This is a genomic window from uncultured Vagococcus sp. (genome assembly GCF_963518325.1).
In the GTDB taxonomy this organism is placed as follows: domain Bacteria; phylum Bacillota; class Bacilli; order Lactobacillales; family Vagococcaceae; genus Vagococcus_D.
The window spans coordinates 96,799-122,531 of the sequence record NZ_CAUQJB010000012.1; the positions used below are offsets into that span (position 1 = coordinate 96,799).

Annotated in this window: 23 protein-coding genes and 1 pseudogene; 5 read left to right on the forward strand and 19 right to left on the reverse strand. The window is 43.5% G+C overall.

The genetic code is table 11. The features are described 5' to 3' along the window. Positions 1-40: 40 nt before the first annotated feature. A pseudogene (locus RWN13_RS11870) lies at positions 41-271 on the forward strand (NUDIX hydrolase); the annotation flags it as partial. A 189-nt stretch (positions 272-460) separates the two neighbouring features. On the opposite strand, the gene purD reads toward RWN13_RS11870, so the two are convergent. The 11 genes from purD to purE form a co-directional block, all read right to left on the reverse strand. Beyond that, entirely contained in the window at positions 461-1,714 is a 1,254-nt protein-coding gene (purD, locus tag RWN13_RS11875; RefSeq protein ID WP_314063710.1) for a phosphoribosylamine--glycine ligase, read from the reverse strand. Positions 1,715-1,727: 13 nt separating this feature from the next. Next, complete coding sequence (purH, locus tag RWN13_RS11880; protein ID WP_314063713.1) at positions 1,728-3,275, reverse strand: bifunctional phosphoribosylaminoimidazolecarboxamide formyltransferase/IMP cyclohydrolase; 1,548 nt, start codon at positions 3,273-3,275, stop codon at positions 1,728-1,730. Between the two features lie 37 nt (positions 3,276-3,312). Further along, entirely contained in the window at positions 3,313-3,888 is a 576-nt protein-coding gene (purN, locus tag RWN13_RS11885; protein ID WP_314063716.1) for a phosphoribosylglycinamide formyltransferase, read from the reverse strand. Next, positions 3,885-4,928: a phosphoribosylformylglycinamidine cyclo-ligase gene (purM, locus tag RWN13_RS11890; RefSeq protein WP_314063789.1), complete on the reverse strand. Its 1,044-nt coding sequence runs from the start codon at positions 4,926-4,928 to the stop codon at positions 3,885-3,887. Before purM ends, purN begins: the two co-directional genes overlap by 4 nt. After that, positions 4,925-6,412, reverse strand: a complete 1,488-nt coding sequence (purF, locus tag RWN13_RS11895) for an amidophosphoribosyltransferase (RefSeq protein WP_314063718.1) — start codon at positions 6,410-6,412, stop codon at positions 4,925-4,927. The genes purM and purF overlap by 4 nt, the downstream gene beginning before the upstream one ends. After that, positions 6,388-8,613, reverse strand: a complete 2,226-nt coding sequence (gene purL / locus RWN13_RS11900) for a phosphoribosylformylglycinamidine synthase subunit PurL (protein ID WP_314063720.1) — start codon at positions 8,611-8,613, stop codon at positions 6,388-6,390. The genes purF and purL overlap by 25 nt, the downstream gene beginning before the upstream one ends. Position 8,614: 1 nt before the next feature. Beyond that, the gene (gene purQ / locus RWN13_RS11905) at positions 8,615-9,292 is read right to left on the reverse strand and encodes a phosphoribosylformylglycinamidine synthase subunit PurQ (protein ID WP_314063723.1); all 678 of its coding nucleotides are present in this window, start codon (positions 9,290-9,292) and stop codon (positions 8,615-8,617) included. A 2-nt stretch (positions 9,293-9,294) separates the two neighbouring features. Next, complete coding sequence (purS, locus tag RWN13_RS11910; protein WP_314063726.1) at positions 9,295-9,543, reverse strand: phosphoribosylformylglycinamidine synthase subunit PurS; 249 nt, start codon at positions 9,541-9,543, stop codon at positions 9,295-9,297. A gap of 28 nt (positions 9,544-9,571) precedes the next feature. After that, entirely contained in the window at positions 9,572-10,288 is a 717-nt protein-coding gene (purC, locus tag RWN13_RS11915) for a phosphoribosylaminoimidazolesuccinocarboxamide synthase (RefSeq protein ID WP_314063729.1), read from the reverse strand. A 439-nt stretch (positions 10,289-10,727) separates the two neighbouring features. After that, positions 10,728-11,849, reverse strand: a complete 1,122-nt coding sequence (purK, locus tag RWN13_RS11920) for a 5-(carboxyamino)imidazole ribonucleotide synthase (protein WP_314063732.1) — start codon at positions 11,847-11,849, stop codon at positions 10,728-10,730. Then, positions 11,836-12,324, reverse strand: coding sequence for a 5-(carboxyamino)imidazole ribonucleotide mutase (gene purE, locus RWN13_RS11925; protein WP_314063735.1), 489 nt, complete (start codon positions 12,322-12,324; stop codon positions 11,836-11,838). Before purE ends, purK begins: the two co-directional genes overlap by 14 nt. Positions 12,325-12,586: 262 nt before the next feature. Between purE and RWN13_RS11930 the strand changes: the two genes are divergently transcribed. After that, positions 12,587-13,210 (forward strand): SDR family oxidoreductase, encoded by a 624-nt coding sequence (locus tag RWN13_RS11930; protein WP_314063738.1) that lies wholly within the window; start codon positions 12,587-12,589, stop codon positions 13,208-13,210. A 58-nt stretch (positions 13,211-13,268) separates the two neighbouring features. On the opposite strand, the gene lpdA is transcribed toward RWN13_RS11930, so the two are convergent. The 7 genes from lpdA to RWN13_RS11965 form a co-directional block, all read right to left on the reverse strand. Continuing rightward, positions 13,269-14,660, reverse strand: coding sequence for a dihydrolipoyl dehydrogenase (lpdA, locus tag RWN13_RS11935; RefSeq protein WP_314063740.1), 1,392 nt, complete (start codon positions 14,658-14,660; stop codon positions 13,269-13,271). Between the two features lie 22 nt (positions 14,661-14,682). Then, positions 14,683-15,873, reverse strand: a complete 1,191-nt coding sequence (locus RWN13_RS11940; protein WP_314063743.1) for a dihydrolipoamide acetyltransferase family protein — start codon at positions 15,871-15,873, stop codon at positions 14,683-14,685. A gap of 100 nt (positions 15,874-15,973) precedes the next feature. Continuing rightward, a complete protein-coding gene (locus tag RWN13_RS11945; protein WP_314063746.1) occupies positions 15,974-16,957 on the reverse strand; it encodes an alpha-ketoacid dehydrogenase subunit beta in 984 nt (327 codons plus the stop codon). Positions 16,958-16,996: 39 nt separating this feature from the next. Then, a complete protein-coding gene (locus RWN13_RS11950; protein WP_314063749.1) occupies positions 16,997-17,986 on the reverse strand; it encodes a thiamine pyrophosphate-dependent dehydrogenase E1 component subunit alpha in 990 nt (329 codons plus the stop codon). Between the two features lie 35 nt (positions 17,987-18,021). Beyond that, on the reverse strand, positions 18,022-18,972 hold the full coding sequence (locus RWN13_RS11955; RefSeq protein ID WP_314063752.1) for a sugar-binding transcriptional regulator: 951 nt from the start codon (positions 18,970-18,972) through the stop codon (positions 18,022-18,024). Positions 18,973-18,987: 15 nt separating this feature from the next. Then, complete coding sequence (locus RWN13_RS11960) at positions 18,988-19,347, reverse strand: PTS glucitol/sorbitol transporter subunit IIA (protein ID WP_209531362.1); 360 nt, start codon at positions 19,345-19,347, stop codon at positions 18,988-18,990. A gap of 28 nt (positions 19,348-19,375) precedes the next feature. Next, entirely contained in the window at positions 19,376-20,623 is a 1,248-nt protein-coding gene (locus RWN13_RS11965; RefSeq protein ID WP_314063754.1) for an SAF domain-containing protein, read from the reverse strand. Positions 20,624-21,000: 377 nt separating this feature from the next. Between RWN13_RS11965 and RWN13_RS11970 the strand changes: the two genes are divergently transcribed. Genes RWN13_RS11970 through RWN13_RS11980 form a run of 3 tightly spaced genes read left to right on the forward strand, consistent with a single transcriptional unit; the run spans position 21,001 to position 22,958 of the window. Then, positions 21,001-21,399, forward strand: a complete 399-nt coding sequence (locus tag RWN13_RS11970) for a transcriptional regulator GutM (protein WP_314063757.1) — start codon at positions 21,001-21,003, stop codon at positions 21,397-21,399. A gap of 24 nt (positions 21,400-21,423) precedes the next feature. Then, on the forward strand, positions 21,424-21,960 hold the full coding sequence (locus RWN13_RS11975; protein ID WP_314063759.1) for a PTS glucitol/sorbitol transporter subunit IIC: 537 nt from the start codon (positions 21,424-21,426) through the stop codon (positions 21,958-21,960). A gap of 14 nt (positions 21,961-21,974) precedes the next feature. Continuing rightward, positions 21,975-22,958: a PTS glucitol/sorbitol transporter subunit IIB gene (locus RWN13_RS11980; protein ID WP_314063761.1), complete on the forward strand. Its 984-nt coding sequence runs from the start codon at positions 21,975-21,977 to the stop codon at positions 22,956-22,958. 103 nt (positions 22,959-23,061) lie between these two features. Here RWN13_RS11980 and rpoC read toward each other — a convergent pair. Further along, positions 23,062-25,733 (reverse strand): DNA-directed RNA polymerase subunit beta' (gene rpoC / locus RWN13_RS11985; protein WP_314063764.1); only part of this gene is annotated, 2,672 nt, incomplete at its 5' end.

The following is a 25,733-nucleotide window of genomic DNA, read 5'->3' on the forward strand; positions in this document are numbered from 1 at the left end:
GCGTTTTTAGCATCATTACAAATGAAAAAAAGAACTCTTATTAGTTAAACGCACTGATTCCCCTCTGTGGGATTTGCCAGGAGGAAGGTTGGAAGACGAATCCCTTGAACGGTGCGCTCGGAAAGCTTATGAGGAAACAGGTTACCCGATTGTCTTAGATTATAAAATAGGCACCTTTAACCGTCCGAAATTTAAGGACACCCAACATCTCTTTGCCGCAACTGTTGAATCAGGCAAACCATTAACTACCGGACCGGAAACTAAGGAATGACGCTGGTTTCAGCTTAATCGTTTGCCCATGGCAATGATTTCCAATCGGCGCAAACAGATTAATTGTTTTAAACAGGGAGACAAACACATTGAGCTAACCCTAACAGACAATCATCCTTTTTTACTGCTCCAACGATTGTTCCGACGATAAAAACAGGTACCTGAGACAACTCTCGGGTACCTGTTTGATTTACTTAAGCCCTTTAAAGCCAATGTCCTTCCGATAATGAAACTCGTCTAAATTCAACTGATTAAGGGCCTGATAAATCGCTGTTTGAGCCTCTGAAATCGTACGGCCTTTCCCGACCATAATAAACACCCGACCACCTGCTGAAACAAGCTTACCATCGACCTGGTCAACACCAGAGTAATAGACCGCCTGGCGAGACTCCCTAAGGTCTGGCAGCGCCACCCCTTTTGAATAACTCTCTGGATAACCTTTTGCTGCCACCATCACTCCAAGATGGACATGAGCATTATCCCACGTAATGGTCACTTCCTGATTTCCTAAAATACCAGTAATAACTTCTGCCAAATCACTGGTCATATGCTCCAACAAAACTTGAGTTTCAGGATCACCCATCCGAGCATTAAACTCAATTACCTTTGGCCCATCTTGGGTCGCGATTAAACCGGCATATAACACACCGGTATAATCATAACCATCTGCCTTTAGCCCAGCAATCGTTGGTCTGAGGATTTTTTCAATCGCTGTCTCAATCATCTCTGCCGCAATTTGTGGGACAGGGCAATACGCGCCCATCCCGCCGGTGTTTAAACCCGTATCTCCTTCAAAAACTCGCTTATGATCTTGCGCAATTTCCAAAGGATAGATTCTTCCCTGATGAACAAAGGCCAGTAAAGAAAATTCTTCTCCTACTATGAACTCTTCAATTACCACTCGCTTGGAACTGTCTCCAAAGCGCCCCCCTAAAAGCTCCCCTAAAGCAAGAATGGCTTCTTCCTCCGTTTCAGGAATAATCACCCCTTTCCCTTCAGCTAAGCCATCTGCCTTTAACACCAAAGGCATTCCCTTCATTTCCACATAAGCAACTGCTTCTGCTAACTGATCAAAGACTTGATAGTCTCCAGTTGGAATCTTATGACGAACCATCAACTCTTTGGCAAATTCCTTTGAGCCTTCGATTTGCGCACACGCCTTATTCGGGCCAAAAACCCTTAAACCAGCTTTTTCAAAATCATCGACAATTCCGGCCACTAAGGGCTGCTCCGGTCCAACAAAGGTCCAGTCAATCTGCTGAGTCATGGCAAAGTCAATCAATCCGCTATGATCCCGTTGCTCAATCCCGACCAGCTGAATGCCATCATGACTCATACCTGGATTTCCTGGGGCACAATAAACATCGCTCACTAAGGGACTTGCTAATAATTTCTTACTGATCGCATGCTCCCGACCACCACTTCCAATAACTAAAAGTTTCATCCTTCCATCCTCTCTAATGCTTAAAGTGGCGAACGCCCGTAAAGATCATGGCTATGCCTAATTCATTGGCCTTATCAATTGATTGTTGATCCTTAATACTGCCCCCTGGTTGAATAATAGCACCTATCCCATGCTCAGCCGCATAACTGACACAATCATCCATTGGGAAAAAGGCATCACTAGCCATAACAGTTCCTGCCAATGACCCAATGGACGTCTCAGCCTGTTCAATAGCAATCTTAACGGAGCCAATCCGATTCATTTGACCCGCGCCGATTCCTAAGGTTTGATCCTTTTTAGCAATCACTATGGCGTTGCTTTTAACGTGCTTCACCACATGCCAAGCAAACTCCAAAGCTTTAATCTCATCTGAGGTGGGTGGCGTGTCCGTCACCACTTGCCAACTTTCGACTTGCTCTTTTAAAGTATCACCCTCTTGGATTAACAAGCCCCCCATAACTGAGGTTAGCTCTAATTTCGCTGCCTGGTCCGTTGTCTCTGGAAAATCCACCGTCATCAGACGAATATTTTTCTTTTTACTTAAGATAGCCAAGGCCTCATCCGTAAAACTTGGCGCAATAATAATTTCTAAAAATAGTTCGCTCATCTTCTCAGCTGTCGCCACATCCACTTGGCGGTTTAGAGCAATGATCCCTCCAAATATGGAAGTTGAATCAGCTTCATAAGCGTGAGTATAGGCCTCAAAAATCGTCTTGCCTAAACCAACCCCACATGGGTTCATGTGCTTAACTGCTACAACGGCAGGCTCTTGATACTCATTAACGATTCGCAGAGCCGCATCGGCATCATGAATATTGTTATAAGACAACTCTTTACCATGCAATTGTTTTGCTTCAGCAATCGAATAAGTCACAGGTAACACATCCCCATAAAAGCTGGCTTGTTGATGGCCATTTTCACCATAACGTAACCCTTGTTTTTTCTCATACGTCACCGTTACTTTTTCAGGATAGGTCTCTCCTACTTCAGCCGTTAAATAAGCGGCAATTAAAGCATCATAGGCAGCTGTATGACGAAAGACTTTAGCTGCTAAACGTTTCCGAGTCATCACCGTTGTCTGGCCATTGGCTTTAACTTCATCTAACACAACCTGATAGTCAGCTGGATCCACAACAACAGTTACCGCTGCAAAGTTTTTAGCGCCACTGCGCAACATGCTTGGCCCACCAATATCAATTTGTTCAACCGCTTCTTCCAAGGTAGTGTTTTCCTTGGCTATCGTTTCTTTAAACGGATAAAGGTTCACTACCACGTAATCAATCCATTGAATCTCATGTTCCTTTACAGCCGCTACATGGCTAGCTAAATCTCTTCGACCAAGTAAACCACCATGAATTTTTGGGTGCAAGGTTTTAACACGACCATCCAACATTTCAGGAAAATCCGTTACCTCTTCAATGCCGATCGTTGGAATACCGCAATCCGTTAAGTAACTTTTAGTCCCACCAGTTGAAATAATGTCGATGCCCGCCTCAACTAATCCTTTAGCTAATCCCTCAATACCTGTTTTATCAGAAACACTAATCAATGCTCTTTTCATGATAACGCCCTTTCTTTGCCTTCTTTGTTAAACGCGTTTAAATCTTGTTTATTCTGTTGCTTATCGCTTTTAATACTTCGACGTATAATCGATGTTCCACCTGATGAATTCGATCTTCTAAAGAAACCACATCGTCCTCAGGTAAAATCCTTACTTTTTCTTGGGCAATAATCGGTCCCGTGTCAATCCCTTCATCAATAAAATGAATGGTAACCCCCGTTTCACTAACCCCTGCTTCAAAGGCATCACGAATGCCATGAAGACCTGGGAAAGCCGGTAATAAGGACGGATGAATGTTCATAATTTTTTGAGGATAAGCCTTTAATAAGCCTGAACCGATTAAACGCATATAACCTGCTAGCACAATCCATTCCACCTCATATGCAGCTAATACACTTAACACATCGTTCTCATAAGCTGCTCTACTGGAAAAACTCTTCGGTGAGAATGTCACCACCGGAATCCCCCACTTTTCAGCCCGCTGGATAACAGGGGCTTCTGGCTGATCACTAAAAAGGAGGGCTACCTCGAGGGCTAGTTCCTGACGATGGACAGCCGAGACAATGGCTTCGAAGTTACTGCCACTCCCCGAAGCAAAGACAGCGACTCTCATAAAGACTCCGCAAAATGAATCGTCTGATCAGCGTCTGCAGTGACCTGGCCGATTAGGTAGCTAGCTTCTCCCTGTTCTTTCAACAAGTCTCGAACCTGATCAACCTTTTCAGGTGAAACAGCCAAGACCATCCCGATTCCCATATTAAAAATCTCATACATCTCTCGGTAAGTCAACGATCCCACCGTTCCTAAGACGTCAAAAATTGGCAAGACTGGCCAAGACCCTTCGTTAATGACCCCACCTAAGCCAGCGGGCAACATCCGAGGGATATTTTCAACAAAGCCGCCTCCAGTTATGTGCGCAATGCCATTAACTAAACTAGCTTCAATCAGCGGTTTCAAACTCTTCACATAGATTTTAGTCGGTTTCAATAATTCCTCACCTAAACTGACATCACCTAGGGCTTCAAACTGGCTTTCATAACCATAGTCATTGTCTTTGAAAAAGAGCTTGCGCACCAAGGAGTAGCCATTTGAATGAATACCACTTGAACTTAAACCAATTAGAATATCCCCTTCTTTGACATTTTCCGCCTGAATCAACTGGCTTTTTTCAGCCATGCCAACCGTGAAACCCGCCACATCATAATGAGACTTGTGATACATATCAGGCATCTCCGCCGTTTCACCACCAATTAAAGCCGCTCCTGCTTGAACACACCCTTCAGCAATTCCAGCCACAATCTCTTCAACAATCGCCGGTTCCACTTTACTGGTGGCAATATAATCTAAAAAGAATAAGGGCAAGGCCCCTTGAGCAATAATATCGTTAACGCACATAGCCACGCAATCAATGCCAATCGATTGATGTTTACCTTGTTCAATCGCCACTAACAATTTCGTGCCAACTCCGTCTGTCCCTGATACTAAGACCGGCTCTTTAACCCTCATTTGGGACAAATCGAAAGCACCACCAAAGCCCCCAACCTCGCCAAGTGTTTCCGGTCGCTGAGTCCGATCAATATGTTTTTTCATCCGTTGGACACTTTCATAACCTGCCGTCACATCGACACCTGCTTTACCATATGCATTCATCAGTCATTTCCCTCGCTTCTATCGTGATGTGCCATAATATAATGGGTTAACTCGTCTACATTCTCAGCTCCTTGAATGGACGCTAAATATTCTACTTCATAGTCATATAATGGCGTCGGATAATCACCGGTAAAATAAGATAAACACAAGCCACCATCCTCATATTCAGGATAGGGTTTGCCGATCCCTTCGACCAACCCTTCCACACTTAAATAGGCTAATGAATCCGCTCCAATCAACCGACACACTTGATCAATGGAATAATTGGCTCCGATTAATTCTTCACGGGTGCGAATATCAATCCCGTAATAACAAGGATAAATCAAGGGAGGTGACGCCACTCGAACGTGCACTTCTTTCGCATTAGCTTCCCGTAACAATTGAACAATCCGCTTCACAGTAGTGCCACGAACGATGGAATCATCGATGATCACCACACGCTTGCCTTCAACTACTCCACGAACGGCAGATAGCTTCATGCGGACACCTTGTTCCCGTAAAGCTTGAGAGGGCTGAATAAAGGTCCGAGCCACGTAACGATTTTTAATCAACCCTAACTCATAAGGCAACCCTGCCTCTTCAGCATACCCAATGGCAGCGGAAATACTTGAGTCAGGAACCCCCGTCACCACATCTGCTTCAACAAAGGCTTCTTGAGCCAACTTCTTGCCGCAACGCTTCCGGGCAGAATGAACGTTAATACCCGCAATATCCGAATCAGGTCGAGCAAAGTAGATGTACTCCATGCTGCAAATCGCCGGCCGAATATCATCTGTAAACCGGCTAATATGGAGACCCTCATCATTAATAACAACTAACTCTCCTGGTTGGACATCTTGAATAAATTCTGCTCCCACCGTATCAAAGGCACAGGTTTCTGATGCCACCACGTAAGACTCGTTAATCTTGCCGATGGACAAAGGACGAAAACCATTCGGATCCAACGCCGCATACAAGGCATCTTCCGTCAATAACAAATAGGCAAACCCACCTTTAACCTGTTGCAGTGCCGAACGCAAATTTTCCACAAAACTACCTTTCCCCGCCCGCTTCAGCAAATGAGCCAAAGCCTCTGTATCAGAAGACGTTTGGAAAATAGCGCCTCCTACTTCCAACTCCTTGCGCAAGCTGCGAGCATTGGTTAGATTGCCATTATGTGCCAAACCAAAGGAATCCTCTTGAAAATGAAACAAAAAGGGTTGAACATTCGCTAAATCCTTATTACCAGAAGTAGCGTAACGAACATGCCCAATAGCGGCTGTCCCAGTCAAGTCCTGAAGTTCATTGGCTGAAAAAACCTCTGCCAACAATCCCAGACCCCGGTGCCCCTTTAAGGACTGGCCGTCTGTCGAAACAATGCCGGCCCCTTCCTGTCCACGATGCTGCAAACTGTGCAAGCCATAGTAGGTAATATCTGCTGCTAAGCCGTTGTTCCAAATGCCAAACAACCCACATTCTTCATTTAAGCTTTTGATTTCATTAGACACGGAATAGCTCCTTCCCATAAACCTTTCAACTGATCAATATTCCCGGTCACTACCGTTTCTTTCGTCGCAATTTTCACTAAACTGTCTGCTTTTACTTTTCCAATTAACTGACCCGCTTGTCCTACTAAACTTTCAAACTCATCTTGGTCATCCCCTTTGACTGTCACCAAAAAGCGAGACTGACTTTCTGCAAACAACTGGGCATTGGTTACCCCAACTGCCACATCAAAACCTAGACCACGTTCAAAGCCAGCTTCAGCCAAAGCAACCCCTAATCCACCTTCAGCTAAATCGTGTGCACTACGAATCAAGCCTTTTTGAATCCCCTCTAAGACAAATCCTTGATGTTTTTTCTCCTGAACTAAATCCAAGGCTCTTAATGACCCAAAGATGTCACCTGTTAACATTTTTTGGAGCTCACTGCCATGATAATCATGGCCCGTATCACCAATCAAATAAATCAAGTCGTCTGCTGCTTTAAAACCCTGAGTTGTAACATGAGTTAAATCACTGATCAAGCCCACCATACCAATAACTGGCGTTGGATAAACAGCTTGACCATTGGTTTCATTGTATAAGGACACGTTACCCGAAATAACCGGCGTATCCAGCACTTCACAAGCTGCGGAAATCCCATCAGCAGAGGTCCATAATTCCCAGAAAACCTCTTCTTTGTCGGGACTGCCATAATTCAAGCAATCCGTAATCGCCAAAGGTTGCCCCCCGCTACAAATAATATTGCGCGCAGCTTCTGCAACCGCAATTTGACCACCGACTTCTGGATTTAAATACAAGTAACGCCCATTACAATCCATGGTCAATGCCAAGCCTTTATTCGTTCCCTTGATTCGAACCACGGCAGCATCACTTCCTGGTTTAACTACCGTATTCGTCTTCACTTGAGAATCATAAGTCTCATAAAATGACTGTTTTGACGCGATCGTCGGTTGTTGCAATAACTGTTCCAATGTCTCAGTTGGATTAACCACTTCTGGCAGATAGGCTTCCATAGCAGCGAATTCTTGAATACGAGCTGGCTCAGTATAAGCCTTGTGATAGGTTGGCGCCTCTTCTGCCAAGGCATCCACTGGTAAATCTGCCACTAATTGACCATGATGGTACAATTTATATTGGCCATCTGAGGTTACATGGCCGATGACCACAGCATCTAGCCCATAGCCTTCAAATAAGGATTTAACCCGATTTTCCGCCCCTTTTGTCACACACAATAACATCCGCTCTTGAGACTCTGATAACATCATTTCGTAAGGGGTCATTTCCGTTTCCCTTTGAGGCACATCATCTAAATTTAAGTGTAAACCACTGCCTGCTTTAGAAGCCATCTCAGAACTCGATGAGACGAGACCAGCTGCCCCCATATCTTGAATTCCCACTAAAATATCAGCGTGATCGCGAATCAATTCCAAACACGCATCCATCAATAGTTTTTCCATAAAAGGATCCCCAACTTGGACCGCTGACCGTTGACTTTCCTCTTCATCGCTAAATTCTTCCGATGCAAATGTTGCCCCGTGAATGCCGTCTCGACCAGTTTTAGCCCCTACATACATAATCGGATTCCCTTCACCTTTGGCTTGCCCTTTTTGAATATCAGCGTGATCAATTAAGCCGACACACATGGCATTGACTAGGGGATTCCCCTCATAACAAGGATCAAAAGCCACTTCACCACCAACCGTTGGAATGCCGATACAGTTACCATAAAAGGAAATTCCCGCCACCACTTCTTCCGCTAAATAACGGGTTCGGGCATTAGTCAGTTCACCAAAGCGCAGTGAATCCAAAATAGCAATTGGTTCAGCTCCCATACTAAAGATGTCACGAATAATTCCACCTACACCTGTAGCCGCGCCTTGAAAAGGCTCAATTGCTGAAGGATGATTATGACTCTCAGCCTTAAAGACCACAGCCTGATTATCACCAATATCAACGATACCAGCTCCTTCACCAGGTCCTTGTAAAACTTGAGGTCCTGATGTTGGGAATTTTTTCAACACCACTTTTGAATTTTTATAAGAGCAATGTTCGCTCCACATCACGGAAAACAGGCCTGTTTCGGTGTAATTAGGTAAACGACCAAGAATATCATCAGCAATTAAACGATATTCCTCATCTGTTAAGCCCCATTCAGCATATATTTTCTGATCTTTGACTTCTTGAGGAGTTGGTTCTATCTTCATCTTATACGGTCACCTTTCCTAAATGGTTAATAATCGATTGAAAAAATGCCACGCCATCTGTTGAACCTAACAGGTCCTCCATCGCACGCTCTGGATGAGGCATCATGCCTAAGACATTACCTGCTTTATTGGTAATCCCAGCAATATTGCCCAAGCTACCATTGGGATTGTTGTCACGATAAGTAAAGACGATTTGATTATTCGCCTCTAACTCCGCTAAAGTTTCCTCGTCGCAATAATAATTTCCTTCTCCATGAGCAATTGGCAAACTGATTTCTTCATCCGATTCATAAGCATTGGTAAAGATTGTCTGATTATTCACTACCTTTAAGGGAGCCGAGCCACAGACGAATTTCAACTGTTCATTAGGCTTTAAGGCACCAGGTAAAAGCCCTGCCTCCACTAAAATTTGAAACCCATTACAGGTCCCAAAAACAGGCTTGCCACTTTCTGCAAAATCGATAATAGCTGGCATAATATTGGCAAAACGAGCAATCGCCCCGCAACGCAAATAATCCCCATATGAAAAGCCACCAGGTAGTAAAACCACGTCAAACCCAGCCAAACTGCTTTCATGATGAGACACAAGGGAGGCACTAGCTCCCATAACTTCATTAACGGCATGAAAGATATCCTTGTCACAATTCGATCCAGGAAATGTTACCACAGCAAATTTCACGATTAATTGACCTCCTTGATATCATAACGGTACGATTCCAACACTTCGTTTGCCAATAACTGCTGACACAATTCTGCTACCACTTGCTCCACAGGTCGCTGGCTTTTTTCAATCGTTAATTCAAAGTACTTCCCAATACGGACATCGGCTACTTCTTGGAATTCCAAACGATGAATCGCATGTTTAACCGCCTCACCTTGAGGATCTAAAATCGATTCCTTATACGTTACAAACACTTCTACTTGATACATGCTACGCCTACTTTCAATCAGTTATTTTTTATTGTGCTAATGCCTGTTTCAACCGTGCCAAAACCTCTTGATAAACCCCAATTAAATCCCCTGTTTCTTTGCGGTAAACATCTTTATCTAAGGATTTCCCCGTCTCCCTATCCCATAAGCGACAGGTATCTGGTGTGATTTCATCGGCTAGCAAAAGCTCGCCAGATGGGGTAACACCATACTCCACTTTAAAATCAACCAAGGTTAGGCCAATCTTCTCAAAAAGTGGCATCAATGTTTGATTTAACTCTAAAGTCTGCGCTTTAATTTGAGCCACTTGTTCCGCTGTGGCGATTTTCAAAACGGTCACATGAGCGTCATTCATCATCGGATCATCTAAAGCATCATTTTTGTAGTAAAACTCAATCAACGGATTCAAAACGGTTCCTTCTACTGCGTTAAACTTCTTAACAAAACTGCCTGTTGCCACGTTTCTCAAAACCACTTCTAAAGGAATCATCGCCACTTTTGTTACCAACTGCTCTGTCGGTGATACCTCTTTAATAAAATGATTGGCAATTCCCTGTTCACTTAGATACTTAAAAATCAAACTGGTAATTTGATTATTTAATTGTCCTTTGCCACTCATTTGATCTTTGCGCAATCCATTTAAGGCGGTCGCCTGATCAAGATAGACTACCTGCAAAACACCTGGCTCTGAAGTAGTGTACAACTCTTTCGCTTTTCCACTGTATACTAATTGTCCTTTGCTCAATTCTCAGCCCCCTTAACTTTAAACACGAACATTAAAACGATTGACGAATAAATCATACGACATTCATTTCTTTCATTTATCTTAACAAGTATCCTCAGCAAAGTCAAAGTAAAATACACACTTTATAGCAACTAACTAACCAATCGTTCGTCTTTTACCCAAAAACAGAATATTACCTCTTACACTTATCACTTTACAACCATTTAAACGAACTTTAGTTAGTAACAACCTTTTCCAACAGTTCCTTATTAAGGTCGTCCCAACTTCTCCAAGTATCGTTTAGACAGACTGGTTAACCTAAGACAGAATGATCCAAAAATTCATTTTTCTTGATAAAAGTCGGAGGGATGCCACAATCACCTGTTTTCATTTTAGAAAGGAACCTGACAATGGGGAACAAAAAAAAGAACACTATCAGCGAGTGTTCTCCTTTTGTTAGTTAGTCCCAAATATGTTCGCCTTTAATTTCAGCTAACGTGTCCTCACAATTTTTCGTCAAAATCGTCACATGACCCATCTTCCGATTTTCTTTGGCTTCTGTTTTTCCATAAAAGTGAACGTGCCATTCAGCTTTTTGTAACAGGGTCTCGTAAATAGGGGCCACATGTTGCCCCAAAATATTAACCATCACCGCTGGTTGTAGTAAGTTCACCTCTGGTAAAGGCCGTTGGCAAATACTTAATATATGTAAATCAAACTGAGAATAGTCACACGCTTCTATAGAATAATGCCCAGAATTATGAGGACGAGGAGCCAGTTCGTTAATAATTACCGTCTCTCCAATAAAAAATTCAATCCCTAATACGCCACATAACTTAAGTTTCTCAGCTAACGCTTTCGCTAATACTTGAATCTCCGATTGAACGGCTGGTGTCACACGTGCTGGCACAATTGACTGATGTAAGATATTCTGTCGGTGTTCATTTTCTGAAACTGGAAACACGGCAATCTCGCCAGCCAGGTTACGACTGACCATAATAGACACTTCTTTTTCAAAACTCACCCACTGCTCAAGGACACAGGTTCCACCCACTAATAATTCTCTGGCAAGGCTCAAATCTTCAGACGTTTTCAAAACCACTTGACCATGACCATCGTAACCACCGCGAATGGTTTTTAAGACACTGGGATAACCAATGGTTTCAATTGCGCGATCCAGCTCTGCTACCTGTTCAGCCATCTCATAGGAGGCTACTGGAAAACCATGTTCACTCAAAAAATTCTTTTCTAGTTGACGATTTTGCGTCACTTCCAAAACCGTCACCCCTTGTGGAACGAAGACCTGCTCACGAACACGATCTAATGCTTCTGCGTCAATATTCTCGAACTCATAGGTCAACACATCACATCGTTCGGCCATTTCAGCTAGTGCCATATCATCACTGTACTCACCAACAATTTGCCATGTAGCCACTTGACCAGCAGGACAATCGACCTGTGGATCTAGGACACCTACTTTATAACCCATTGACTGAGCTGAAAAAGCCAACATACGTCCTAACTGCCCACCACCGATTATGCCAATGGTTTCACCTGGTAAAATTGCCTTAGCGTAATTCATCACTGGCCTCCATCACTTGCTCAGCTCGTTCCTGACGCTTAGTTATTAGTTTCTGCTGCAACTGATCATCTTGAAGACCTATGATCTGGGCCGCTAAAAGACCGGCGTTTGTCGCTCCAGCTTCCCCGATGGCCACCGTTGCAACTGGAACGCCACCAGGCATTTGGACAATTGACAACAACGAGTCCAATCCATTCAATGTTCGGGATTTAATTGGAACACCGATGACAGGTAAGATTGTTTTGGCCGCCACCATTCCAGGTAAATGAGCTGCCCCACCTGCTCCTGCAATAATCACTTGAATCCCTCTAGCTTGAGCCTTTTCGGCAAATTCAAACATGTAATCAGGTGTTCGATGAGCCGACACCACTTGTTTTTCATACTCAATTCCATACTCCTCCAACACATGGCAAGCAAGTTTCATGGTTTCCCAATCGGATGTGCTTCCCATGATAACCGATACTTTGACTGACATCATATAGCCTCCTATAAAAACTTTTTGATTTTTTTAACACTGATATCACCCATGGTCAACCAAGTGAACCCTTCAGGTTTCAGCCTAAATTTAACTCTAGTTTAACAAGTGATATCTCATTCGTCAATGTTTTTCACGAACGATATAGTTAAAAAATAACAAATAGTTCGTTTTAATTCAAATAGAACACTAAAAGCATCCTCTTTTGTCTAATGGAAGACCATCTAGTATACTTAATATAATTAAGAAGGAGGTATAAAGCATGAAAATTCTCATCATTGGTGCACATGGCAAGATTGGCAAACTGCTAGTAGAAAAGCTGGCAAAAGTACCTGACTATCACGTTTTTGGCATGATACGCAAAGAAGAACAAATTCCTGTAATAAAAGAATTAGGTGGCACTCCCATCATCGCTGATTTAGAAAGAGATTTCAGCTCAGCCTATTATGAAATCGACACCGTCATCTTCACGGCTGGCTCAGGTGGTCATACTGGTCCCGATAAAACCATTGCCATCGATCAAAATGCCGCCATTCACGCTATTAATCTGGCGAAATCTCATCACACTAGGTTTGTGATGATCAGTACAGTAGGTGCTGGGCAACCAGAAAAAGGCCCTGACTCACTGGCAACTTACCTTAAAGCGAAAGGCAAAGCTGACGACGCCCTTCAGCAAAGTCAGCTCAATTACACCATTATTCGTCCGACAACATTGACAGATGAGTTACCAACAGGAAAGATTGCACAAGTCGATTCTTTAGGTGGCTCCACCATAACTCGCAGTGATGTCGCCACATTTGTCGAAACCATTCTGCCTTTACCCTCCACCTATGGTCATATTTACACCATTAAAAATGGTGATATTCCGATTGAAGAATTTCTATAACCAAAAAGGTGCTCACTATTCTGTAGAGAAGTGAGCACCTTTTTCCTATTACTGCTGATTAAAAATGAATGGGTAACCCCTGGGCAAGCTCCGCCACATCCATCACAGCCTCAGATAAGGTCGGATGACCATGAATTGTCAAAGAAAGATCCTCGACAGTCAAACTAGCTTCCACTGCGAGACTAATCTCTGTAATCAATTCACTGGCGTTGGCCCCAACAATTTGTCCCCCAATAATTCGTTGATCTGCTGCCACAATCAACCTGATAAAGCCCTCAGTCTGATTGAGTGAGATTGCTCGACCATTGGCTTGTAAGGGAAACTCATAAGAAGTAGCAGATAGCGACTGTTTCTTAGCCTCTGCTAATGTGAAGCCTGTCGTTGCCAACTCTGGTGTTGTGAAACAAATAGCTGGCATCGCCTGATAATCCTTTTGGACCTTTCTACCAACAATCACTTCCGCCACAACTTTTGCGTCGTAACTGGCCTTATGAGCCAGCGCCAACCCTTCAACCACATCGCCAATGGCATAAATAGCTGGATTAGCACTACGGTATTGAGAATCCACGGGAATTAAACCACGAGCATCCACTGAAATCCCCGCTGTATCCAGTCCTAAATGATCGGTATTTGGTTGCCGGCCCACGGTCACCATCACATAATCAGCCGTCACCGTCTGTTGTTTCCCTGCGGCTTCATAAGTGACCTCCACATAAGTATCAAAGCTGACAGCCTTTTGAGCCACAGCATTGATCACACTTTCTATGCCTTTTTGCTTAAAACTCTTTTCCACGGCTAAGACCATGTCCTTTTCATAACTAGGCAATAACTGATTAGAGCCTTCTAACAACGTGACCTTACTTCCCAAATCAGCATAGGCACTTCCCAGCTCTGACCCGATGACCCCACCCCCAATAATCACAAGTTCCTTAGGAATCTCCTTTAAATTCAGTCCCCCAGTCGAATCTAAAATCCGACCACCAAAAGGAAAGCCTTTAATTTCGATTGGTCGACTGCCTGTTGCAATGACAGCTTCTTGAAAAGAGTAATGCTTTGAGTCATGAGCCGTCACGATTTCCACTTGTTGCCTGCCAGTAAATCGAGCGGTCCCTTTAATCACTTTAACGTTATTTTTCTTTAACAGTTGCGCAATTCCAGCCGTTAAGCCGCGAACAACCGTCTCATTTTTCCAGCGTTGGGTCTGTGAGAAGTCCATCTCGGCCCCTGCCACATTCAAACCGAGAAATTGAGACGTCTGACTTTCTTGATAGCGATGCCCTGCCGTAATTAAAGCTTTGGAGGGAATACATCCCACATTTAGACAGACACCACCGATTGCCTCTTTTTCCACAATCGTGACAGCTTTCCCCAGTTGTGCTGCCCGAATCGCCGCTACATAGCCACCAGGACCAGAACCGATTACCAGTGTTTCAATCTCTTCTTTCGTCAAATTGTTTCACACCCTTTCTCCCTTACACCAACAATTGGTAAGGTCTCTCTAATAAATCAACTAACACCGATAAAAATGCGGCAACAGGAGCACCATCAATTGCCCTGTGATCGAAAGATAAACTAAGGGTTAAGCATGAACCCATTTCCAAACCGCCACTTTCGGTTTGATACGGCGCCTCATAGATACTGCTTACCCCTAAAATCGCAACCTCTGGCGCATTGATGACTGGGTTAAACTGTCTGACAACTCCAGGCCCCAGAGAACTAATAGTAAAAGTACCGTCAGCTAGTTGATCACCTGTTAACCGCCCATTTCGAGCCGCAGCTGCCCCTTGTTTTACTGCTGTGGTCAACTCAGATAGCGTCATTAAATCAGCGTTTTTTATGACAGGAACGACTAAACCATCCTCAAGAGAAACTGCCACGCCCATATTAACATGAGAAAACTCATGAATGCCATCGTCCATCGCTCGTGCATTCAAACGTGGAAACTGCTTTAAGGCAATCGTGACAGCCTTAATTAGAATCTCCGTATAACTCAGCCGTTGTGAGGTCTGTTCTTCAATGATTGGCAGTAATTGTTGGCGCAGTCGCACGACTTCCCTTAGATCAACTTGTGCGTCCATGGTCACATGTGGCAAGTTATTTTTACTGGCAGTCATCCTGTCAGCAATAACCTTTCGCATTCCTCCCCAAGGAATTACCACTTCTTCATTAAGCATCACGGTTTCCTCATTTACAGGTGAAACACCTTGGACATCGCTTAAGTGAATTCTACCGTTGGTACCACTGCCAATTAGTTGGGACAAATCGAGTCCTTTTTCACGAGCTAACTTGCGAGCAGCAGGCGTTGCGCGAATCCCTTCGCCAATGATAGAGGCAACAGGACGGGTGACGACGGCTTTATCCTCTCTTTCTGGCAAATCTGACTCGGTCGTATGGGAGATTTCAGGAGCTTCCGGTACCTCTTCTCCCAATTCACCAATGTAAGCCACCACCGAATTAATCGGGGCACTTTCATCAATGTCATAATATCGTTTCAACAAAATGCCTTCTTCATAGGCTTCCACTTCAATGGCAATTTTATCTGTCATCACTTCAAAAATAGCCTCACCAACTTCAACTGGATCGCCTTCTTCTTTAAACCACTGGGTAATACTGCCTTCAGCCATGGTTGAACTAAGCTTGGGCATCAATACTTCATGAGCCATTAGATAACCTCCTGATTAACACGCTTTTTAATCCTCAAAGGATTGTAGCCTCTCTCCTTAGATGATCTTTCACTTTCATCATACATTTCCTGCCATCCCACTAGCCTTTTGCCATCATTTTTTGACAAGCTGCCACAATATCTGCTACTTGAGGCACAGCCATTTTCTCTAAATCCGGGTGATAAGGAATCGGAACTTCTTCTCCAGCCAAACGAATAATCGGCGCATCCAGAAAATCAAAGGATTCATTTTCCACAATCACACTGGCTAACTCTGCGCTAAAGCCACTCCGCTTAACCGCCTCTGTCACCACAATTGCCCGTCCTGTTTTCTTAACTGACTCAATAATCGTCTGCTTATCTAAAGGGACAATCGTCCTTGGGTCGACAATTTCAACCCCAATGCCTTCTTTTGCTAATAGATCTGCTGCCTCCAAGGCCTTATGAACCATAATCCCTGTGGCAACAATCGTAATGTCTTCCCCTTGACGTTTAATATCTGCCACACCTAAAGGAATCGTGTACTTCCCTTCTGGAACGTCACTGCTAGTTTTATAACAGAGCTTGTGTTCATAAAACATCACCGGGTTATCATCTTCAATGGCCGCATGTAACAGACCTTTCGCGTCATAAGCGGTCGCCGGCTGAACCACTTTCAACCCAGGAATATGAGCAGTCCAATTTTCCAAACTTTGGGAGTGCTGAGCGGCAGCCCCAGTTCCTGAACCACCTGGGGTTCTCATTACCAACGGAATTTTAGCTTTCCCGCCATACATGTAATGAATTTTTGCCGCTTGATTGACAATTTGATCGAGGGCAATCGTAATAAAATCGGAAAACTGTAACTCATAAACAGGGCGCATCCCTGTCATCGCCGCACCAACTGCCGTGCCGGCTATGGCACTTTCAGAAATAGGCGTTGAGCGAACTCGGTCTTCCCCAAATTCTTCAACCAAACCACGAGTCACACCAAAAGCCCCACCATAGACACCGATATCTTCTCCCATCAAAAAAACATCTTGATCTGCCGTCATCGCCTCCCTTAAGGCCTCTCTGACTGCTTCTAAATAGGTTATTTCACGCATTCGACTTCCTCCTGTTTGAACAAACTTTTCGACTCACCCTTACTTGGCATAGACATCCTCATACAGGGCACGCGCTTCAGGCATCTCGCCTGCTTCTGCAAATGCCACCGCCTCTTCAATGGCATCCTTGGCCTTTAAACGAATCACTTCCGCTTGCTCTTCCGTTAAAATTCCCGCTTCTATAAAACGCTCTTTAGCCAATTTGATTGGGTCACGTTGTTTGCGCCACCTTTCTTCTTCCTCTTTTGTCCGGTACTTTTTGGCATCTGATTTAGAATGGCCTTTCCAACGATAGGTTAAGGCTTCAATAATCGTTGGGCCTCCCCCTCTTCTGGCTTTTTCAACGGCCTCATAAGTGGCGTCAATCACATCAATCACATTGTTTCCATCAATCGTCACGCCCTGGATCCCATATGCGATGGCCCGATCACTTAATTTATCAACCCGAGCCATTTTCTTAATTGACCCACTCATGCCATACTGATTATTTTCAATAAAGTAAACCACTGGTAACTGCCAAATTGCCCCTAGGTTAATCGATTCATGAAAACTTCCTTCGTTGGTAGAACCATCACCGGCGTAGCATAAGGCCACTCGGTCCTGTCCTTTCATCTTAGCAGTTAAGGCAGCGCCTGTGGCAATCGGATAGCCACCACCAACGATGCCATTTGCCCCTAAATTACCAGTCTCCAGTTCAGCGATGTGCATAGAGCCACCCTTGCCTTTGTTCGTCCCGTTAGTCCGGCCAAATAATTCAGCCATCATGCCCTTTACATTGGTGCCTTTCGCAATGGTTTGCCCATGACCACGGTGAGTGGCGGTAATCCAATCCGTCTGTCTTAAAACCGCACCACTTCCTGCCGCCGATGCTTCTTGTCCAACTGCTAAATGAGTGGTGCCATGAATCAAGCCACGAGCAAATAATTGATCCACCTTTTCGTCAAAAAAACGAATGGTCCACATCGTCTCATATAAGTCTACTAACTCTTTATCTGTTAAGCCTGCCTTGTTAGGTATCGAAATACTCATCAATCTTTCTCCTCTCACTGCTTAAATACACCAAACTAATCATCTTTCTTTAATAGTGCTTTTGCCGTTGTGGCATCTGTTACTAAGATATCAATCAACCCGCCTCGGATTGCCGCGTGAATACCATCCACTTTATCTTGGCCACCTGCTACGGCAATCACATTGGGAATTTTTTTCAAATCGGCTAATTCCAGGGTTAACACCCGTTGATTCCAGGCGCAATCACTTAAACTGCCATCCGACTCAATAAAGTTATAGCAAATATCCCCCACTACCCCGGAATCATCTCCAATCACCGAATCATCGACTTCATTGATATAGTATTTAGTCATCGTCGAATAGACTGGTAAGCCGCCGATGCCCACTAAGGCAATATCAGCCTGACGAGCTAAATTGAAGGACTCCTTTATAAAAGACTGTTCCATAAACACTCCCTTGGCTTCCACCGTATCCACCACAACTGGTGCATGTAATTCCGTCCGAATCCCACCTGTTTGTTTGGCTAACATTTCACAGATAACATTCGCCTGATGATTGGTATGATCAGATCCCAAGCCGCCAACTAAAGGAACGAAAGTCACGGTTGGCATTTGTAAATTCGTCGAAAAAGCAATCGCTACTTCCTTGACCGTTGTTCCAGCTGAGACCCCCACAATCGAATTAGGTTTCATAATACGGGCCAAGTATTTTTCTGCAGCCCCACCTAATCGCTTTTTCAGTTGTGAGTCTCCCGTTGGAGAAATACAGACCACATCATTTAAAGTAAACACTCGTTTCACTCGTTCCTCTAATTGCCGATAAGGGTGAAGCTGCTCATCGTGAATAATGATTTCCACTAAGCCGATGTCTCGTGCTTTAGATAAATACTTGGAGACTAGAGAACGACTGATATTAAATTTTTTCGCTACGTCAATTTGTTTAGCACCTTCTTCATAATACATGTGAGCAACTTCAATCAACAATCTGGAATCATCTGAATAAGCCATTCTCCGCCATCCTTTCTAATAACTAAAACATATTTCATCGCCTTCATTAATGCTTGGCACTTGATGGGGCTCAAGAGAGACCGAACCTGGTAAAAGTTCTTGATCTGGTGCTAAATCGAAATAGAAGGAAGCATGCCCCAACTCCTTGAGACTGCTGTTAGCTAAGTTGCCAATCTCCTTTACCCGATATTCCTGACTGCCAAAATAAATCTTGCTTCCGACTTGAAGCAAATCACTTGTCGGTTCCTCCTGATAATCATGAAGAACACAAACCTCCTTAAGCCCTTCTGGAGCCGTTGTATTAAATAAAATAATAATCGGCTCATCCTCAAAGAATGCAAATTCCCCAATTTCTTTTACGATTGATTTTACCATTGATGGTTCCCCTCTCTTTTCTTAATCTTTAGCCAAATGTTTGATTCTGCAATTGACGTAACTGCCAAACGGTCGTTGATTGATCCAATTCCACATCGTCTTCTGTCACGAATGTCCCTGAGGGAATGTCTCGTTTTGCCACAACCACGCCCGAAATCAACCCAATTGGAATATGACCCCCAGACTTCATATCACCATGAGTTTCCAGAACCCCTCTGACACAATAGCCGCCAATACCGTCAAGCCGTTCGCCAGCTTTAATCGCTTTTTTCGTCACAGCCACGGTTTCCGAAACCGGTGCCCCCATTGGCACAATCGCGTGATCCTGCCGAATGACTGCTTTAGCGATAGTTAAAGGCGTTTCCAAACTGGCTAAGTGGAAAGGTCGGTATAAAATATGATGATCTTGATCACCAGCCTTCATCAAATAGTTTAATTCATGACGGACCCCCTCATTTTGCCCTTTCACAATAACAAAAACACCTGGCGCCAGCCCATCAACATATTCCACAACACCATACCGATCCAAAACACCGCCTTCAGATTTCAAGCGCAGCTTTTGTACCACATCAGTTAGCGTCGCCGAGACACCGTGCATGCCCACCTTATCAGGAATAAAGCCAATGGCATTAGACAGTAAGTTCATTTCAGCCATGGTTTTGGTGCCATCTTGGAAGGCCGCTAGCATGTGAGACGACATTGCCTTGCTATCGGCTTCTTCTTGACACGTATCAGGATTTGCGCCCACTCTTAGTTTATTATTTTTCCCTTTACCAGCCACAACCACTTCCATCCCCATTGATTTGGCAAATTCATATAACTCCGTTGTCGCTGCTGGTTCGTCACCATCAGATCCCGTGTACACTAACCCAGCAGAATTAAACAATTTATGCATAAGTGGCCCAATCGTAATATCAATTTCAACATTTAGTAAGACTAGCTGCTTCTTAGCCAGTAACGCTTCTAAAGCAATTTTTGCGCCAACCTCTGGTACACCTGTGGCATCGACAACAACCTCAACATGTGGAGAGTGTACAATTTCCTTAAAGTCGGTAGAGGTTTGCACCTGATTCTTTTTATTTTCTGATGCTAAGTAGGCATCTGCTGCTTTTTGCGCATTGCTCAATTGAATATCGCTGATACCTGCCACAATCATGCCAGGAATCGAACTGATTTGAGCGATCATCCCGAAGCCCATTTGCCCCGCACCAATAACACCTACTCGAATAGGATTCCCCTCTTTTTCTCTTACTAAAAGTTCTTGATAAATTGTCATGTTCCTTCCTCCTCGTTTGAAAAGTTCCTCATTCCTCATTTAGCTTTTTTCAAAATAAGATAAAAAAGTAACGGTTCTATTTATCTAATTTCAAAAAAACTAGAACAAAAAACCATGCTGTTTAACATATGCTACGCGTAGAGTCATATGACACACTGAAAGCATACAATTTATCGGAAACGCTGTCAATGGTTTAACGTGAAAAAGCAAGCGCGTTCAAACATTGTCACATATGGTTTTTGATTCATTTTTCACAAGTGTAACATATGTGAAAAGCTATGGAAAAATTTACAAACATATTGACTTTTCCATTTTTCCTGTTTAGGATACAGGTATAAACCGCTTTCAAAAAATCGAATAGTTAGGAGGATATCTATATGGAATATTGGGGCATTATCGCGCTACTTGTCAGCTGCTGGTTGATGCAAGTTTTGATGTCAATGAAGCAGTCCTCTCATTATCAAGAGAGTTTAAACGAGATGAAGAAACTCCCTGCCGGTCACATCGGTGTGGGCATAACGAAAGCAAAATTTAATCTAGGTCGTGGCATCGTGATGATTGTGGCAACCGATCTAAAGGGCAATATCATTGAATTACGGGAAATGAAAGGAATGACCGTCTTCTCACGCTTCAAAAAACGGCAACCGTTAGTTGGCAAACACATTAGTCAACTAAGCACCCTCGTAAAAAAGAAAGAACGGTCAGCCTTAGAACAAGCCCTATCACTAATCAATCGAGAACGAGCTAAAGCAAACCTTGAATCACTCAGTCTGTAAAGAAAGAAACGGAGGACTTATACAATGGACTTTTTAGTTAAACTAGCAGAAGGCTTTATCGGGATTTTTAACGCTGGGGGCGAAAACCTCATGGGACTTGTCACAGGGATTTTACCCACCCTAATCGTGTTGCTGACATTCGTCAACGCACTAGTCGCCATGATCGGAGAAGAAAGGGTCACAAACTTTGCAAGAATGTGTACCAAAAATATTATTTTACGTTATTCTATTTTCCCCTTGCTCTCAGTTTTCTTTTTGACAAACCCGATGTGTTATTCATTCGGACGCTTTTTAGATGAGAAACAAAAACCAGCTTTTTATGATTCAGCAGTCTCTCTAGTTCACCCTATTACAGGGCTTTTTCCCCATGCAAATGCCGGTGAGTTATTTGTCTGGACTGGGATTTCTTCGGGTCTCACAACCCTTGGTTTATCCGTCATGCCACTAGCCGTTAGATACTTCATCGTCGGAATGATTGTTATTTTAATCAAAGGAATAGTCACTGAAATGCTCACCAAAGCCATGTGGAAAAAATCAGACGCAACAGCAACTAACCAATAAAAGGAGCTTTTAACATGACTAAACAAGTAATCGTCTCTAAAGGACCAAAAGGTTGGGGAGGTCCCTTAACGCTAGAAAAAACTGATACTAAAACCGTCATTGCCTCAGTCACTGGCGGTGGTATTCACCCCGTGGCAAGAAAAATCGCCGATAGCCTTGGTGTCCCTGCTATTGATGCTTTTAAAGAAAAAGTGGAGCCTGAAAACATGATTGCCGTTGTGATCGATTGTGGCGGTACTGCTCGTTGTGGCGTTTACCCCAAATTAAATGTCATGACCATTAACTTGCATGCTACACCACCAGCTGGCCCTTTAATGAAATTTATTAAGGAAACAAATTTTGTCTCAGGGGTAACGGAAAAACAAATCGAACTAACTACTGCTAATACCGTATCTACAGACTCAACCTTAGAGCCAGTAGAAATATCAGCTGAACCCGAAAACCAAAGGGAAGATACTCCTGCAAAAGGTTTGACAGGTTTCATTACCCGAATGGGCCGGTCCATCGGTCGAGTTGTGGGCCTCTTTTATCAAGCAGGCCGAGACACTATCGACATTACCTTAAAAACGATTCTGCCCTTTATGGCCTTTGTTAGCATGCTAGTCGGACTAATCAATTACACAGGTATTGGCAATCTGATTGCCACAGCTGTAAAACCTTTAACAGGCAATGTCTTTGGCTTAGTTATTTTAGCCTTTATCTGTACCATCCCAGTTATGTCGCCCATCCTCGGACCAGGGGCCGTCATTGCTCAAGTCGTCGGTGTTTTACTGGGAGTTGAAATTGGCAAAGGAACAATTCCGCCAGCCATGGCATTACCTGCCCTCTTCGCCATTAACGCCCAGGCCGGTGCCGACTTTGTCCCTGTCGGCTTAACTCTAGCTGAAGCAGAACCTTATACCGTCGAGATTGGCGTACCAGCTGTGCTCTTTTCCAGAATGTTTACCGGCCCCCTCTCCGTCTTAATCGCTTGGGTCTTTAGTTTAGGGATGTATTAAAATTCTAGAAGCATCTTAGCTATCCCAATAAAAAATTCTCAAAAAAACACCCCTTCATCTTCTAAAGATGAAGGGGTGTTTTCAATAAGTATGTTCAAGACAATTATTTATCGCTTAACATAGCGTCTTCTGCAGCCATTTTGGCTTCGATATCGCTAATGCTATAAACATTTTCACTTGCCACACCAATTTCTTTTGGTTCCATGTTACGGTATTTAGGCATACCAGTACCAGCAGGAATAATCTTACCGATGATAACATTTTCTTTCAAACCAAGTAGTGGATCTTTCTTACCACGAATCGCCGCATCTGTAAGGACACGTGTCGTTTCTTGGAAGGACGCAGCTGACAAGAAACTATTCGTTTCAAGTGAGGCTTTAGTAATTCCAAGTAAGACTGGACGACCTGTCGCAGGTGTTCCACCAGAAATAAGAGTAGTGTAGTTTTCTTGTTTAAATTCAGCAATATCAATCAAGGTACCTGGTAAGATATCAGTATCACCCGGATCCATAACGCGGACCTTACGTAACATTTGACGAACCATTACCTCGATATGTTTATCGCCGATTTCCACACCCTGCATACGGTAAACTTTTTGTACTTCTTTTAGCAGGTAGTTTCCAACGGAAATAACATCGCGAATTTGTAATAATTGTTTAGGTTCAATTGATCCCTCTGTTAATGGGTCACCACGATGAATAATGTCACCTTCAGCAACTTTTAAGCGAGAGGTATAAGGAACCGCATAAGTACGTGTATCAGTTTTACCTTTGATCGTTACTTCTCTAATACGAGTTGCTTGATCTTCAGTAATTTCAATCACATCACCCGTTACCTCAGTCACAACGGCTTGCCCTTTCGGATTCCGTGCTTCAAAGATTTCTTGGATACGAGGAAGACCCTGAGTAATATCATCTCCGGCAACCCCACCTGTATGGAAGGTACGCATGGTTAACTGTGTACCAGGTTCACCGATTGATTGAGCCGCAATTGTTCCAACTGCTTCCCCAACTTCAACCTCAAGACCTGTTGCCATGTTACGACCGTAACAATGTTTACACACACCATGTTTAGTGTTACAAGTAAAGACGGAACGAATGGTTACTTTTTCAATCCCCGCTTCAATCACTTGTTTCGTTAAATCTTCTGTAATCATTTCGTTTCTCGCTACAATCACATCACCAGTTTCAGGATGTTTAATCGTCTTGCGAGCGTAACGACCTAGAAGACGTTCTTCCAGTGTTTCAATGATTTCATTACCTTCTTTAATTGCCATTACTTCAAGACCTTGGTCAGTCCCACAGTCTTCCTCACGAATAATCACATCCTGAGCCACGTCAACTAAACGACGAGTTAAGTAACCTGAATCGGCAGTTTTCAGAGCGGTATCGGTCATTCCTTTACGAGCGCCATGGGTCGAGATAAACATTTCCAAGACCGTTAAGCCTTCACGGAAGTTAGAAATAATCGGTAATTCCATGATTCGGCCATTCGGTGCGGCCATCAAGCCACGCATACCAGCTAACTGTGTAAAGTTAGAGATATTACCACGGGCACCAGAATCACTCATCATAAAGATTGGGTTTTTGTCGTCCAAGCTTTCCATCAGTTTCAACTGGATAGCATCTTTAACAGCGTTCCAAATCCCAATAACACGTTCATAACGCTCGTCGTCTGTAATCAAACCACGGCGGAATTGTTTTGTCACATTTTCAACTTTTGTATGAGCTTCTTCAATCATTTCATGTTTTTCATGTAAGACCACGATATCGGCAATCCCTACGGTCATCCCAGCAATCGTTGAGTGTTTATAACCCAAGTCTTTCATTCTATCCAACATTCTTGAGGTTTCAGTAATTTTGAATCGCTTGAAGACCTCAGCAATGATATTCCCTAAGTTTTTCTTCTTGAATGGGCCTAATAAAGGTTGCTCTTTAATATGAGCAGGAATATCCGTGCCATTTTCAACAAAATACTTATCAGGTGTTTGAATTGTTAAGTTATAATCAGTTGGCTCATTTAAATAAGGGAACTCTGGTGGCATGATTTCGTTAAAAATCGCCTTACCAACTGTTGTAATCAAGGTACGCTCACGTTGCCAATCAGTGAAAGGTTTTTCTGGCATCGACGATGTTTGCAAACCGATACGCGTGTGTAAATGGACGTAACCATTTTTCCAAGCTAATTCAGCTTCCTCTACATCACGGAAGATCATGCCTTCCCCTTCACGACCATCTTCTTCCATGGTTAAGTAATAGTTACCTAAGACCATATCCTGAGACGGTGTGACAACTGGTTTACTATCTTTCGGGTTCAAGATATTTTGAGCTGCTAGCATCAACATACGTGCTTCTGCTTGAGCTTCTTCATTAAGTGGCACATGGACGGCCATTTGGTCACCATCGAAATCGGCATTGTAAGCTTCACAAACCAATGGATGGAGACGAATCGCGCGACCTTCAACTAAGACAGGTTCAAAAGCTTGAATTCCCAATCTATGTAGCGTAGGTGCCCGGTTAAGAAGAACTGGATGTTCTTTGATAACGTCCTCTAGAACGTCCCAAACTTCATCTTCTTGACGCTCAATTTTACGTTTAGCATTTTTGATATTGCTGGCAATTTCACGGCCAACCAATTCATGCATCACGAATGGTTTAAACAATTCAATGGCCATTTCTTTCGGCAAGCCACATTGATACATTTTCAAGTTAGGTCCAACAACGATAACCGAACGACCAGAATAGTCAACCCGTTTACCCAGTAAGTTCTGACGGA

What these genes read in the sequence shown, in the direction of transcription:
- RWN13_RS11960 (WP_209531362.1), bottom strand. Translation starts at nt 19,347, where the DNA reads ATGGTAAAATCAATCGTAAAAGAAATTGGGGAATTTGCATTCTTTGAG.
- RWN13_RS11955 (WP_314063752.1), bottom strand. Translation starts at nt 18,972, where the DNA reads ATGGCTTATTCAGATGATTCCAGATTGTTGATTGAAGTTGCTCACATG.
- RWN13_RS11940 (WP_314063743.1), bottom strand. Translation starts at nt 15,873, where the DNA reads ATGGCTCATGAAGTATTGATGCCCAAGCTTAGTTCAACCATGGCTGAA.
- RWN13_RS11975 (WP_314063759.1), top strand. Translation starts at nt 21,424, where the DNA reads ATGGACTTTTTAGTTAAACTAGCAGAAGGCTTTATCGGGATTTTTAAC.
- RWN13_RS11965 (WP_314063754.1), bottom strand. Translation starts at nt 20,623, where the DNA reads ATGACAATTTATCAAGAACTTTTAGTAAGAGAAAAAGAGGGGAATCCT.
- RWN13_RS11950 (WP_314063749.1), bottom strand. Translation starts at nt 17,986, where the DNA reads ATGAGTATTTCGATACCTAACAAGGCAGGCTTAACAGATAAAGAGTTA.
- RWN13_RS11930 (WP_314063738.1), top strand. Translation starts at nt 12,587, where the DNA reads ATGAAAATTCTCATCATTGGTGCACATGGCAAGATTGGCAAACTGCTA.
- purH (WP_314063713.1), bottom strand. Translation starts at nt 3,275, where the DNA reads ATGAAAAGAGCATTGATTAGTGTTTCTGATAAAACAGGTATTGAGGGA.
- RWN13_RS11970 (WP_314063757.1), top strand. Translation starts at nt 21,001, where the DNA reads ATGGAATATTGGGGCATTATCGCGCTACTTGTCAGCTGCTGGTTGATG.
- purS (WP_314063726.1), bottom strand. Translation starts at nt 9,543, where the DNA reads ATGTATCAAGTAGAAGTGTTTGTAACGTATAAGGAATCGATTTTAGAT.
- RWN13_RS11980 (WP_314063761.1), top strand. Translation starts at nt 21,975, where the DNA reads ATGACTAAACAAGTAATCGTCTCTAAAGGACCAAAAGGTTGGGGAGGT.
- purL (WP_314063720.1), bottom strand. Translation starts at nt 8,613, where the DNA reads ATGAAGATAGAACCAACTCCTCAAGAAGTCAAAGATCAGAAAATATAT.
- purN (WP_314063716.1), bottom strand. Translation starts at nt 3,888, where the DNA reads ATGAGAGTCGCTGTCTTTGCTTCGGGGAGTGGCAGTAACTTCGAAGCC.
- RWN13_RS11945 (WP_314063746.1), bottom strand. Translation starts at nt 16,957, where the DNA reads ATGCGTGAAATAACCTATTTAGAAGCAGTCAGAGAGGCCTTAAGGGAG.
- purE (WP_314063735.1), bottom strand. Translation starts at nt 12,324, where the DNA reads ATGTCAGTCAAAGTATCGGTTATCATGGGAAGCACATCCGATTGGGAA.
- purK (WP_314063732.1), bottom strand. Translation starts at nt 11,849, where the DNA reads ATGAATTACGCTAAGGCAATTTTACCAGGTGAAACCATTGGCATAATC.
- purD (WP_314063710.1), bottom strand. Translation starts at nt 1,714, where the DNA reads ATGAAACTTTTAGTTATTGGAAGTGGTGGTCGGGAGCATGCGATCAGT.